The sequence below is a fragment of the Nonomuraea sp. NPDC003709 genome, assembly GCF_040610775.1.
Taxonomy (GTDB): Bacteria; Actinomycetota; Actinomycetes; order Streptosporangiales; family Streptosporangiaceae; genus Nonomuraea; species Nonomuraea angiospora_A.
In genome coordinates this window covers 767,983-781,484 of sequence record NZ_JBEXMW010000002.1, presented here as the reverse complement: position 1 = coordinate 781,484, position 13,502 = coordinate 767,983, and the positions used below count along the sequence as shown (strand labels likewise).

7 protein-coding genes are annotated in these 13,502 nt (G+C 71.5%); 5 read left to right on the top strand and 2 right to left on the bottom strand.

What is annotated here, in order from left to right; genetic code table 11:
• Window positions 1-360 precede the first annotated feature (360 nt).
• A complete protein-coding gene (locus tag ABZX61_RS08060; RefSeq protein WP_355192511.1) occupies window positions 361-1,080 on the bottom strand; it encodes a class I SAM-dependent methyltransferase in 720 nt (239 codons plus the stop codon).
• A gap of 421 nt (window positions 1,081-1,501) precedes the next feature.
• Between ABZX61_RS08060 and ABZX61_RS08055 the strand changes: the two genes are divergently transcribed.
• From ABZX61_RS08055 to ABZX61_RS08035, 5 genes are read left to right on the top strand one after another with little or no spacing between them, the layout of a single operon-like run.
• A complete protein-coding gene (locus ABZX61_RS08055) occupies window positions 1,502-3,025 on the top strand; it encodes an acyltransferase domain-containing protein (protein WP_355192509.1) in 1,524 nt (507 codons plus the stop codon).
• The gene (locus ABZX61_RS08050; RefSeq protein WP_355192507.1) at window positions 3,022-5,946 is read left to right on the top strand and encodes an SDR family oxidoreductase; all 2,925 of its coding nucleotides are present in this window, start codon (window positions 3,022-3,024) and stop codon (window positions 5,944-5,946) included. The genes ABZX61_RS08055 and ABZX61_RS08050 overlap by 4 nt, the downstream gene beginning before the upstream one ends.
• Entirely contained in the window at window positions 5,943-8,486 is a 2,544-nt protein-coding gene (locus ABZX61_RS08045) for an SDR family NAD(P)-dependent oxidoreductase (RefSeq protein WP_355192505.1), read from the top strand. Before ABZX61_RS08050 ends, ABZX61_RS08045 begins: the two co-directional genes overlap by 4 nt.
• Window positions 8,483-9,817: a cytochrome P450 gene (locus tag ABZX61_RS08040; RefSeq protein WP_355192503.1), complete on the top strand. Its 1,335-nt coding sequence runs from the start codon at window positions 8,483-8,485 to the stop codon at window positions 9,815-9,817. The genes ABZX61_RS08045 and ABZX61_RS08040 overlap by 4 nt, the downstream gene beginning before the upstream one ends.
• Window positions 9,814-12,123, top strand: coding sequence for an SDR family NAD(P)-dependent oxidoreductase (locus tag ABZX61_RS08035; RefSeq protein WP_355192501.1), 2,310 nt, complete (start codon window positions 9,814-9,816; stop codon window positions 12,121-12,123). The genes ABZX61_RS08040 and ABZX61_RS08035 overlap by 4 nt, the downstream gene beginning before the upstream one ends.
• 30 nt (window positions 12,124-12,153) lie before the next feature.
• Here ABZX61_RS08035 and ABZX61_RS08030 read toward each other — a convergent pair whose 3' ends face one another.
• The gene (locus ABZX61_RS08030; protein ID WP_355192499.1) at window positions 12,154-13,470 is read right to left on the bottom strand and encodes a S41 family peptidase; all 1,317 of its coding nucleotides are present in this window, start codon (window positions 13,468-13,470) and stop codon (window positions 12,154-12,156) included.
• Window positions 13,471-13,502 lie beyond the last annotated feature (32 nt).

Here is a 13,502-nt window from a genome sequence, read left to right as displayed (position 1 = left end):
CCGTACGGATGGTCGGACGGCGCGGCACCAAGCTTTCGCCTTCCTTGAGCCGGTCACGATTCGAGCCGACGTTCCAGCGAGGCGACGGTGGGCCGCCCGTCTTCGACGACGTTGCCGCCCGTACCGGCGGCGTCGCAGCCGTCGCTCGTCGTGCGCCGCCCCCGGTCGCGCGGGTTCCGTGCCGCAGACGCGAAGCCCTCCGGCGACGTTTCCTCCCTGGCGATCGGCCCGGGGGCGGTCCTCAGCCCGCTCGGGGACGCCGACGGCAAGTTCCTCGGGGCGTCGCCCTCACCCCGAATGGGGCCCCCGCGTACGTCATCAACAGCGACTCGGACGCGCTCACTCTTTTGGCGTGGTCAGCTAGCCGTCCGAGCCGGCATCCGACGGCGGTGCCTCGACGACGAAGACCAGGAAGGCAAGCTTGCCCGCGAAGTCCTGGAAGTCGTCCGGGAACAGCTCACGGGCGGCCGGGTCGGGCTGCGGCTCGCTGATGACGGCGAGGCGGAAGCCGGCGGCGGTGAAGGCGTCGGTCATCGCGTGCAACGGCCTGCGCCAGAAGGTCATCGGGAAGGACTTCCCGTCGAACGTCCACTCGTCGGTATAGCTGGTGGTCGCGAAATAGCTGCGCCGAGGAGGACTCTGGGTCACGTGCTCCACGAAAGGGTGGTTCACCGACGCGATCAGCCGGCCGCCGGGCCTGAGCACTCGCCGAATCTCGGCCAGTGCCGGCCCCCAGTCCTCCAGGTAGTGCAGCACCAGCGACGCGACCACGTCGTCGAACGCACCGTCGGCGAACGGCAGGGGGTCGCTCAGGTCGGCCACCTGCAGGTTCGAGTCGTCACCGAGCCGCTGCCGAGCCAACGCCAGCATCCCGGCGCTGGAGTCGATGCCGGTGACGACGGCACCGCGGTCGCGTAGCACGGCGGACAGGGGGCCTGAGCCGCAGCCGGCGTCCAGGATCCGGCGACCGGCCACGTCTCCGACGAGGGCCAGGATCGAGTACCGCGCCCAGTACTCGTTCAGGATGTTGTTCTCGGTTTCCGCCGAGTACGCCTCGGCGAAACCGTCGTAGTCGTTCACCTGGTCCGGATCTGCGGGCTGGGTTGCGGGCGAAACCCAGGATGGATGCCCTGCGGCGCCATTCTCGGACACGTCGGTTACTCGTTCCATCGTCGCAGCCTAGCGATCTTGGTCTCGTACATCTGGCTTTTTGTGTCAAAGTTCCACGATGCCCGAGGGAGTCCATCTGCTGATCGCCTGGCGCGTGATCCTTGGCAATTCCTCAAGGATCAACAACAACCCCTCCCCCACCACCCTGCCCCGTGATAGATCCCCGGGCTGAGCGAGACCGACATCAAGATCCGCCCCATCGGCCAGGAGACGGCCACCGCAGTCGTGCGGGCCGCCCCAAAACCCGCAGGTTGGCCCTTCGTGGGCCCGAGGTCCATTTCACGGCTTTGCGATCACCCCTGACTTCACACTTGCTTTAGGGGTGTCCGCGATGCATGCAGCGCGGTTACCTTGGCTTCATCGAGCTCGCACGCGGAATATTCAACGCGAATCCCAGGAATGGGAATTTCGCCGACACCGTGCTCTGAGGGGGACCGGAATGCTGAGCTCCGTTGAAATTGTTGTGGGTCTTTTCCCGGGTCAGGGAGCCTATCTGCCGGGCGCTCTGCCACGGCTACGCGCACATGATCCCGGCACCGCCAAGGTGATCGAAACCATTGACACGGTGGCGGACGGCATTCTCGGAAAAGGCCTGAGCCGGGCCTTTTCCGATGATTCCGTCGATCAATTGGTCGAAGCGGCGCCGGACGTGCTCCAGCTGGCTGTTTTCGCCACTTCGGTCGCCGCCTTTCGTGCGCTCTCCGATCAGGGAGCGCGGTTCAGCGTGCTCGTCGGGCACAGTCTCGGCGAAATCGCGGCGCTGGTCGCCGGTGGCGCGCTGGACGCCGCCGAGGGCGCGGAGATCCTCTGCCACCGGATCACCGTGCTGCGCGAGCACGACACCAGCGGCGGCGGGCTGCTGGCGCTGGGCTGCGAGCCCGACCGGGCCCAGCAGATCCTCGACCTGCTGGCGACCTCCGGTGCCGTGATCGCGGTGGACAACGGGCCGGCGCAGACGGTGGTCGCGGGGCGGGCGGACGCGCTGCGCCGCACGGCGACGATCGCCACCGCGATCGGGCTGCCGTCGACCACACTGCACTCGCCGCATCCGTTCCACAGCCCGCTGCTCGCCCAGGCGCGGCAGGAGCTCGCCCGCCGGCTCAGCGGATACGGCCGGAGGGGCCTGCGCATTCCCGTCTTCTCCCCTATTCTCGGCCGCTACTACCGTGATTCCGACGACCTCGGCGAACTGCTCGCCTCCCACCTCGTCACGCCGGTGCGGTTCGGACCCGCCGTGGAGCGGCTGCACCGCTCGGGCGCCGGCGTGTGGGTGGAGGTGGGCGCGGGACGCGCGCTGACGTCCCGGGTCCGCTCGATCGAGTCGTCCGCCTCCGTGCACACGCCGCTGCTGCCGGACCTGGACACGCTCCGCGAGACCGGCCAGTTCCTGGCTCCCGCCGCCGAGCCACGTACGGTCCGGCACACCGGCACGACCATGACGTACCCGCCCGCACCCGCCGCCGTGACACCGGAGCCGAGCACGCCTCCCGCAGTGACACCGGAGCCGAGCACGTCTCCCGCCCCGGTTCCGCCGCAGGACACGAGCGCGCCCTCCGCCCCGACGCCGCCGGCGGAGACACCCGCAGGGTCCACGTCGAGGGAGACGGTCGCCGTACGGGTGCGTGATCTCTACGCCACCACGCTGGAGTACCCGGAGGAGGTCTTCGAGGACGGCGCCGAGTTGGAGGCCGACCTCGGCGTCGACTCGGTCAAGCGGGTGGAGCTGATGGGCAGGCTCGGCGTGCTGTTCGAGCTGGGCCCGCCGCCTGACGACATGCGGATGGCCGATTACCGGACGTTCGGCCAGGTGGTGGACTTCGTCCTCGACTCGCTGGCCAGGGCGGGCACGACATGACGGGCTTCCAGGGCCGCGTCGCCCTCGTCACCGGCGGCGCGGGCAGCGTGGGCGCGCGCATCGTACGCTCGCTCGCCGAGTCCGGCGCCAGGGTGATCATCAACTGCTTCCACTCCTACGACGAGGCCAGGACCCTCGCGGCCGAGCTGGGCGACGGCGTCGAGGTGATCAGGGCGTCAGTGGCCAAGCCGGATCAGGTACGGCGCATGTTCGACCAGGTCAGCGCCACCCACGGACGGCTGGACCTGCTGGTGAACAACGCCGCGGGCGGGACGTTCACCGCCTGGGACGAGCTCGCGGAGGAGCACCTGGACCAGGCGTTCGAGGTCAACGTCAAGGGCGCGCTCTGGTGCGCGAGGGAGGCCCGCCCGCTGCTGGCCCGATCCGGCGCGGGCTGCATCGTCAACGTCTCCTCGCTCGGCGCGTCTTACGCCCCGGCCAACTACCTGCCGATCGGGCTGTCCAAGGCGGCTCTGGAGGCGCTGACCCGCTACCTGGCGGCGGAGTTCGCCCCGGACGGCATCCGGGTGAACACCGCCTCCGTCGCGCTCATGGACAATCCGGTCGGCCGCATGTTCCCGGGGTTCGAGTCGGTGAGCGCCAACCTGGTGGCGGCCACCCCGCTGGGGCGGCTGGCCACCCCGGACGACCTGGCCGACCTGGTCCTGCTGCTGGCCTCTCCCGGCGCGGGATGGATCACCGGGCAGACCGTGGTGGCGGACGGCGGCATGTCGTTGCAGCGCCGCGCCACGTCCCCAGACCCGGAGCAGAAACCAGGCCCGGAGCAGAAGCCGGAACCGGAGCCTGAGCCAGAGCCGGAGACGTATTCCGATCACGACGTGGATCCTGTCGCGGTGGTCGGCATGGGGCTGGCCGTGCCGGGGGCCAACGATCCGGACGGCTTCTGGTCGCTGCTCATGGAGGGCGCGGAGCTGTTCGTCGACGTCCCGCCGGATCGCTGGTCGATGGCGGGCTTCCACGACGACGACCCGGGCGCCGCCGACAAGACCTACCAGCGCCGCTCGGGCTTCATCACCGGTTTCACGCCGCACCGCAAGCTGGCCGCCGAGCGGCCGGACGACGGGCTCGACTTCACCACGGTGTGGCTGCGGCACAGCGTGCACCAGGCGCTGGAGGGCGTGGCCAGGCGGGACGGCGACACGTACACCGCCTGCTTCGGTTTCACCCCCGACGGCAGCCAGCACCTGCAGGAAGCGCTCATCCGCGAGGAACTGGGCGAGGTCCCCGACTCCGTGCTGTGGCACGGTGACGCCACCCGATCGCAGCCGTTCCCGCACCGGATCGGTGCCAGCGCCATCGAGGGCCTGTTGCCGGCGGACACCCGGCTGCTCATGGTGGACACCGCGTGCTCGTCCTCGCTGTACGCGATCGACCTGGGACTGCGTGACCTGTTGTCCGGCCGGGCCGACGTCGCCGTGTGCGGCGGGGCGTTCGCGCTGGTCCCCAGCGGGTCGGTGCTGTTCTCCAAGCTGTACGGGTTGTCCAGGAGCGGAGAGGTGCGCGCGCTCGACAGGACCGCCGACGGCGTGCTGTTCTCCGACGGAGCGGGCGCCGTGGTGCTGAAGCGGCTGTCCAGGGCGCTCGCCGACGGTGACACCGTGTACGGCCTGGTCGCCGGGGTCGGCCTGTCCGCGGACGGCAAGGGCAAGGCCATCTACGCGCCGTCCAGCGCGGGCCAGGAGCTGGCCGTCGCCCGCGCGCTGGACAAGTCGCGCGTGGAAGCCGGCGAGGTCGACTGGGTGATCGCGCACGCCACCGGAACCCCGGCGGGCGACGAGGCCGAGTTCCTGAGCCTGCGCGCGGCCTACGCCGGGACGCATCCGGTCCAGGTGACCTCGAACAAGTCCCTGATCGGCCACACGGGCTGGGCGGCCGGGGTGGTGTCGGTCATCCACGCTCTTCTGGGGCTGCGGCACGAGGTCATTCCCGCTCAGCACCGCTTCTCGGCGGCCCCGGACAGCTTCGGCCTGGAGTCGTGCAATCTGGAGATCCCCGAGCGACCCGTGCCCTGGCCGGCGCGGCCGGACCGGCCGCGCACCGTGGCCGTGTCCGGCTTCGGTTTCGGCGGCACCAACGCGCACCTGCTGATCCAGGAGTTCCGGCCGGGCCGTCGCGGAAAGGCCGGCTACGGAGCCAGGACCGGCGAGCCCATGGTGATCGTCGGCTGGTCGGCGCACGTGCCCGGCGCCGAGAGCAACACGCAGGTCGCAGAGTGGGCGCAGGGCAGGCACATCCTGCCGAACTCCTTCGGCGACGGCTACCCGAGCCCGCCGTTCGCCCGGCTGCGCCTGCCGGCCTCCACGATCCGGGCGACCGACCGCACCCAGCTCATGATCATCGAGTGCATGCACCGGATGGACCCCCGGATCCGCGAATTCTGCGGGCGGCACAGCCGTACCACCGGGGTGGTGGTGGGCCACACCGGGCCCACCAGGAACGCGGTCCTGTACGCGATCCGCGCCCACCTCGACGAGCTCGACCGCCAGGCCGTACCCAAGGCGCAGGAGCTGCGTGAGCGCGTGACCGGACTGATCGCCGCGCCGGACGAGGACTCCTTCCCAGGCGAGATGCCCAACGTCATCCCCGCCCGGCTGTGCAGCTACTTCGACCTGCGTGGGCTCAACATCGCCGTGGACGGCGGCGGAGCCTCGCTCGCCGACGCCTTCGAGGTGGCCGAGTGCTACCTGGACTTCGGCGACGTGGACGCGGTCCTGGTCGCCGCGAGCAACGGCAACAGTCTCACGTCCTGGGGCCGCCTGCTGGGCTGCGGGGAGATCGGCGAGGGGACGTTCCTGTTCGCGATCACCAGGAAGTCGCTGGCGCTGGCCGAGGGCCTGCCGGTGCTCGCCGAGGTGTCCGTGGAGTCCACCGTGGAAGAGATGCTGGAGGCCATCGCATGACCCGCGCGAACTTCCTGGGCGCGCAGGGCGGGCGCGAGCTGATCGCCTTCCTGAGCGGCGCGCAGAGCCGGACGGCGGTCGAGCTCAGGGCCGACCGGCAGGCGAGCCCGCGGGTGATCCGGCTGAGCAGGCAGCCGAAGGCGGCCAATCTGCTGGACCGCCACGTGATCGAGCTGGCGCCCGCCCCACGGCGGCCGATCCGCTCCGCCCCGCCCGCGATCCCGGCGGACTCCGTCGTGCTCACCAACTCCACCGCGTTCCGCACCGCGCTGGCCCACCAGGACGGCCAGGCACCCCGGCACGTACGGGTGCTGGTCGACGCCACCGATCCCAGCCTGCGCGAGGCCCGCTGGTCGGACCCGGTCCGCGAGCTGCTCGCGCTGCACGAGCGCACGTTCATGACGGCCAAAGAGTGCGCGCCACGCCTGGCGGGCGGCTCGTTCGTGGTGAGCGTGGTGGGCGGCGTCACCGAGGCGGGGGTGCCGCTGCCCGTCACCGGGTTGTTCACGGGTCTGGTCAAGAGCCTGGCGCTGGAGCTGCCCGACACGAACGTGCTCGCCACCGTGCATGCGGCGGCGCCGCTGGAGGAGGTGCTGGCCACGGTGAGCGCCGAGCTGGGCGCCGGCCAGCTCCTCCCGGTCACCTATCACGTCGGCGGGCGCCGGCTCACCCCGCGAGCGGTCCCCGCCGAGGCGGTGCCGGCCGGGATGCCGGACGGGATGCCGGCGCTGGGCCAGGACTCCTTGGTGGTGGCCGCGGGCGGGGCGCGCGGCATCGGCGCGCCGATCCTCACGGCGCTGGCCGGGCGATACCGCCCGCGCATCGTGATCCTGGGCAGCTCCCGGTTGCCCGGCGACTCCGGGGAACTGCCCGAGCGCAGCACGTTCATCAGGGCCCAGCTCAACGGGCCGGACCGGGTCAGCGTGGCCGAGGCGAACGCCAGGTTCGACCGGCTGCGCGAGCAGCGGCAGGTCCGGGACACGCTCACCGAGCTGGAGCGGCTGTCCGGACCTGGGCGGGTCCGCTACCTGCGCTGCGACCTCCGGGACCCGGACGCGGTCAGGCATGCCGTCGACTCCGTGGACGGCCCCATCGACCTCCTGCTCAACGTCGCCGGCACCAACCGGGCCTCCGACGTCACCGCGAAGTCCGTCGGCGACTTCCGCACGGTGCGTGACCTCAAGGTGCATACGTACCTCAACCTCAAGGAGGCGCTGCGCGGGCGGGAGCCGCGCCGCTGGTGCAACTTCGGCTCGTTCATCGGGCTGACCGGCCAGCGCGGCGAGACCGACTACGCCGCGGCCAACGACTTCCTCAACATGGCCGCGATGAGCGCGGAGAACGAGTTCACCATCGGCTGGACACTCTGGCGCGACGTCGGGCTCGGCGCCACCCCGCTGATGCGCGCCTTCCTCGCCGAGATCGACGCGTACACCCCGATGCCGACCGAGGAAGGCGTCGACCATTTCCTCACCGAGCTGACCGCCGTGCGGGACGCGCCGGCCACGGTGTTCCTGGGCGACAAGGAACGGGAGCTCGTCAGGGGCATCCGGCCGGAGTTCCTGGACTTCTGCATGGGCGAGGCGCGCGCGCTGCCGTACATCGACACGGTGCTGCGCCGCAACGCCACGGAGCTGGTCGCGGAGCGCACGTTCACCCTGGACAGGGATGGCTATCTGGAGTTTCACCAGGTGCGCGGCTATCCGACCCTGCCCGGCACGTTCGTGCCCGAGCTGGCCGCGCAAGCCGCGGTTTCGCTGGTGCCGAACCGGGTCCCGGTCGTCTTCGAGGACCTGCGGCTGGAGTCGTTCCTGCGGATCTACCGGAAGGACCGGCCCGAGGTCAAACGGCTCACCGCCACGCTGCTGCGCACCGACGAGCGCGAGTCGGTGGTCGCCGTCCGCGTGCTGGGCGACGTGGTGGCGCCGAACGGCGTGACCGTCGCCCGCGACAAGCTGCACTTCTCGGTCACCGTACGGCTGCGCGACGCTCCCGTGCCCGGCCCGAGGTGGACGCACTGGGACGAGCACGGCAGCAGGCCCCTCCGCGACCCCTACCACGCGCCCGGGTCGGACGTACTCCTGCGCGAGGTGTTCCGGTCGACCACCGGCACCCGGGAGCATCCGCTGGGACGGCGAGGCCGGCTCGCGCTCGACGCGCCGGCGCTGCGACGCTGGTTTCCCGACCTGCTGGTCCCCTCCGTCACGCTCGACGGTCTGGTGCGCGTGGCCGTCCTCCACACCGTCGCGGACCGCTGGACGCCCGTCGCGATCCCGCGCACGGTCCGCCGGATCGACCTGTACGGCGGCCACACCGACCTGACGCTCGCCGCGCTGACCGAACCGGTCGAGCTCTACGTCACCCCCGTCGACCTCGACCTGGAGGATCCCGAGCCGGAGAACCGGGCGATCGCGGTGGCCGCCGACGGCGAGGTGCTGCTCCAGGTGAAGGACATCACGGGCGCCATCGTCGGCTACGTGGACCAGGAGACCGGCCAATACCTCGACAGGGAACGATTCGACCGCCAGGAGCGCTCATGACCCGCCAAGGAACCTGCCCTGTCGCCCACGGCCCGGCCGGGCTGCCGGTGATCGGTGACGCCATCCCCTACTTCAAGGACCCGCTGGCCTACACCCTGCGCATGCAGGAACGCGACTCGCTGGTGTCGGTCAAGCTGCCCATCCCGTTCGTGCAGGTCACCGAGCCGGAGGCGATCGAGCGGGTGCTGCGTACCAACCCGGACAACTACGTACGGGGCAAGCTCTACCGCGGATTCTCCGGCGTCATGGGCTCCGGCCTGCTGACGCTCGACACCGACCAGTGGCGCGGGCCGCGCAAGGCCGTCCAGCCCGCGTTCAGCCTGCAACTCGTGCGGAGCAACGCGCGCGAGGCCGTCGGCGCCACCGAGGAGGTCGTCCGCCGCTGGACGGCGCACGCGAAGTCCGGCGACGTCGTGGACGTGGCACCCGACCTGATGGACATCGCCGCCAGGGTCCTGGGCATGGCGCTGATCAGCCAGGACCTGTCGGGCACCGACTACGCGCGAGCCGCCGCGATCGCCAACAAGGTCATCTTCACCCGCACGATCATGGGCTTGCCCGCCATGATCCCCTCCTTCGTGCCGACCCGGTATCACCGCGACCGGAAGTGGGCGGACCGGGTGCTCGACGGCATCATCCACCGGGTGATCAGCTCGCGCCGCGCCGGCGGCGAGTACGGCTCCGACGCCGCCGGGCAGCTGCTCGGCGCCGGTCTTTCCGAGGCGGAGGTGTCGGACAACCTCCGCACCCTGCTGCTGGCCGGCTCCGACACCACCGGCCAGGCGCTCGCCTGGACCATGTACGAACTGGCCAGGCACCCGCAGGCCCGCCGCGCCGTCGAGCGCGAGGTCGACGAGGTGCTCGCGGGCCAGGCGCCCGCACCCGACCGGCTGGGCGAACTGGTGCAGACCACGGCCGCGATCAACGAGGCGCTCCGGCTGCACCCGCCGGTCTGGCAGTTCCCGCGCGACGCCGTCGAGCCGGACTGCCTGGCCGGCCGCACGGTGCCGGCGGGGACGACGGTCCTGCTCAGCGTGTACGGCACGCACCGCTCACCGGAGCACTGGTCCGACCCGGAGGCCTACGATCCCCGGCGTTTCCTCGACGACACCCAGGGCAAGCGGCACAAGTACGCCTTCCTGCCGTTCGGCGGCGGGCGGCGCATGTGCATCGGCAAGGGGCTGGCGATGGCCACGCTGGTGACCGCGGTGGCCATCCTGTCGCAGCGCTACCGGCTGCGGCTGTCGGGTGCGCACACGGTGCGCAGCGGACACTACGTGACTCTGTTCCCCAGCGGCGGGATCCCCGCGGTCGTGCAGGAGCGGACGTGACGACCGCCGCCCCGGTCCGCCCGCACCTGGTGTCCTTCGACACCACCTCCTTCGTCCGGCCGGTCCGTCGCATGATCTGGGAGCCCGTACCGCACCCGCTTCCGCCTCCCTCCCCTGTGGCGCGGCGGCTGCTGGTCATCGGCTCCGACGCGGAGCTGGCCGCGGAGGTGGCGCGCGCGCTCGGCGCGGACCTCTGCGTGCCCGGCCGCGAACCCGAGCGGGACGACTGGGACGGGATCATCGACCTGAACGTCGTGGGCGTCCCCTACCGGTTCGACGGCGGGGAATGGCGGGACGCCCTGGCCAGGACGACCCGGATGGTGCAGCGCAGATACGGTGCCTGGGGAGCCGACCCCCGCGCCGACCGGTACTGCTACATCGCCGTCACCGCCATGGGCGGGCTGATGGGTTACCACGACGGGGCGATCGACTCCCCGCTGGGCGGAATCTGGGCCGGCTTCGCCAAGTGCCTGCCCCGCGAGCTGCCCAACCTCGCGGTGAAAGTCCTGGACGTCGACGCCGTCGACCCGGCCCGCCTGGCCGAGCTGCTGACGGCCGAGCTGGCGGCCTGGGACCTGTTCGAGATCGGCTACCGGCAGGGAGTCCGCCACGCCTTGAACGCGCGGCCGAGCCCGGAACCGCCGCCCCGCGTCGAGCTCGGGTCCGACGACGTGGTGCTGATCTCGGGGGGCGCCCGTGGCGTCGGCTTCGCCCTGGCCCGCGGGCTCGCCGAGGAGGTCGGCTGCCAGGTCGTGGTGACCGGCCGCGACGAGCTTCCGGCCGACGCCGGCTGGCTGACCATGGACGACGCGGACTACTCCGAGTACTGCCGGGCCAGAGTGCGATCCGCCCGCACCGCCAGGGAACTCCGGGACGTACGCGCCGCGCTCAAACGCGAGGCCGAGCTGCGGCAGGTCGGCGCGAACCTGGCAGCGGCCCGGCGGGACGGCCTGCGCATCACGTACGAGCCGTGCGACTGCGTGCGGCCGGAACAGGTCGACGCGCTGTTCGCCCGCATCCCCGATCCCAGCGTGATCGTCCACAACGCGGGCATCGATGTGCCGACGAGGCTCGACAACAAGACCCCGGAAGACGTGGTGCGAACGGTCGACGTGAAGGTGACGGGCTTCGCCAACCTCACCCGCGCGGTGCTCCACACTCCCGGGAGGCGGGACACGCTCAAGGTGTTCTGCAACGTCGGCTCGCTGGCCGGACGCATGGGCGGCATGATCGGGCAGATCGACTACGCGGCGGGTAACGAGGCTCTGTCCAGGCTCGGGTTCTGGGCGCGCAACACGCTCGGGCTGCCCGCGCAGACGTTGTGCTGGCCGACCTGGGAGCGGCTCGGGGTCATCGCCAACTACGACGCTGCGGTCCGCTACGTGTCCACCATCGATCCGGCCGAGGGAGTCCGGCGGTGGATCCGCGAGCTGCGCTCCGGCCACACCGGGGAGGTCATGTTCATCGGCCAGGTCGGCAGCATGCTGGTGCCCACTCAGCTACGCGGCTTCCGGCTCTTCACCGGGCATCCGGATCTGCCCAGGTTGCACGGGCTCGCGCATTTCCTGGGCTCCGTCGAGCTGTTCGAACCGTCTCGCCGGCTACGCAGCAGCGTGATCCACACGCCGGGCTCTCATCCGTGCCTGAACGAGTTCACCGTGGACGGGCGTGCCGCGCTGCCGATCTCGGTGCTGATCGAGCAGGCGTGCTCGGTCGCCGACTGGGTCGTGCCGCCGGACCGGCCGCCGCAGCACCTGGTCGAGGTGCGGGACGTGCAGGTCCGGCTGTCCGCGCTGGTCCTGGCCCCGGACGGGAGCCGGTTCACCACCCGGGCGCTGGGCGAGACCCTGGAGGAAGGCTGGAGCGTCCAGGTCACGATCACGGCGGAGACCGGGGAGACGGCCGGGTCGATGCGACTGCTCTACCGGTCGTCGCCGCCGGCGCCTCCGCCGTCCGTGCCGCCATCGGTCACGCGCGGCGTGGCCGCTTCTGGCGGGCGGCTGGCCTGGTCGGGGCTGGTGCTCGGCGCGGGAGACCGGCTGCCCGCCGTGACCGCCGCCGATCTGTGGACGTCGCCGTTCCCGCCGCAGCACGGGATCGCCCCCGCCGCGCTCGATGCCGTGGTGCGCCGAGCGGGGCCGGTGACGGGCGATGTCGTCGAGATCGCCCGTGTCGTTCCGTATCCAGGGGCGCAGCAGGTCGACGAGCTCCGTCCGGTCGCCGGCGGCTGGGCCGGGCTGAGATCAGGCCGCCAGGTCCTGTCCGTCGAGGGGGTGGCGGCCGGGCCCGCCCTGCCCAGTCCCTGAGCCCGCCCGAGGGCCGTTGCGGCGAGCGCGTCAAAGAAGCGTCAGTGCCTTGGCCACGCCCGGGTCGCGCCCGGTGGCCAGGTCGAGGGCGGTCATGGGGGCGTAGTGGTCGACCGGGACGCCGATCGTGTCGATGATCTCGCGGGCGGGCCCGAGGTGCCGGACCTTGGGCAGGAGCAGGATGCTGCCGTCGTCGAGGAGGTATCCGTCGCTGGGGCCGGAGACGGCCCCGGCGGTGCGGGTCCCGATGAGAGTGCCGAGGTCGTTGTCCTTGACGGCCGCGCTGAAGTCCTCGCAGGCCGAGGCGCATCCGCGGTCGGTGAGGACGACCAGGCGCGAGCCGAGCAGCGGGATGCTGTCGTCGGTCCGGTTGGGCACGCAGTCGCCCTTGAGCGGGCAGAAGTAGCTGGTGACCTTGCCGTGCGCGAACGCGCCGAGCAGCCGCGTCACCTCGCGAGGTGACCCGCCGCCGTTGCCGCGCAGATCGAGGACCACCGCCTTCGGCTTGTCCTTCAGCTTGGCGATGACCTGGTCGGCGGCGCCTTCGTAGAATCCGGGCAGCTGGACGTACGTGACGCCGTCGGAGAGCTTCTTCGACGTCACCGCCGGAGGCTGCTGCGTGACGGGGCCCTCTCTGAGCTCGACGGTGCGGGTCCGTCCCGTTGTGGGGCGCTTGAGCGTGAGCGTCACCGTGCCGGCGGCGAAGGCTTGGACGATGCTCTGGTTCACGGTGTCCCCGATGAACGGCGGTATGCCGTTGGCCTTGACGATGATGTCGCCGGGCCTGATGTCGGCCTTGGCGGCGGGGCTGCCGGGCAGGACGCGGGTGATGAACAACGGCGGCCTGGCCGCCGGGTCGAGTTGCGGGCCCTGCTGGGCCGACACACCCACGATGCCCGTCCCGACCGGCCCGCCTTCCGGTGGAGGAGTCGGCCTGACCGCGCGGGCGTGGTTGTCGTGCAGTCCGGCGACCATCGCGATGATCGCCGCGCGCAGCGCGGGCACGTCACCGGCGCCGAGGGCTTTCGCGAAGGCGGCCCAGTCGGCGTCGCGGTTCCCGGTCAGTTCGGGCAGCTGGAGGTCGGGCCGATCGGCGCCGCGCCGCATCAGGTCCTGGGTATAGGCGGCGAAGGCGCTCTTCAGCAGCGCCTTCGCATCCATGCCCGGACCGCTGTAGTAGTTGTCCAGTACGCAGAAGTACGCCTGCCGGAGCGTGTTCACCGAGGTCGGCGGCGCAGACTCCGGCGGTGGCCCGGTGAGGGCGGTGCAGCGCTCGGCAGGCGCGGAGGTGGGTGCGGACAGGGAGCAGGCCGCCATCAGGATGGCGGCGCAGAGGGATTTGATCACGCCGCCAGCGTGGCCGGAAGCGGGTTGCTCGG

Excerpts from the sequence above, each read along its gene's own strand:
- ABZX61_RS08055 (WP_355192509.1), top strand. The coding sequence starts at position 1,502 with ATGCATGCAGCGCGGTTACCTTGGCTTCATCGAGCTCGCACGCGGAAT.
- ABZX61_RS08050 (WP_355192507.1), top strand. The coding sequence starts at position 3,022 with ATGACGGGCTTCCAGGGCCGCGTCGCCCTCGTCACCGGCGGCGCGGGC.
- ABZX61_RS08045 (WP_355192505.1), top strand. The coding sequence starts at position 5,943 with ATGACCCGCGCGAACTTCCTGGGCGCGCAGGGCGGGCGCGAGCTGATC.
- ABZX61_RS08040 (WP_355192503.1), top strand. The coding sequence starts at position 8,483 with ATGACCCGCCAAGGAACCTGCCCTGTCGCCCACGGCCCGGCCGGGCTG.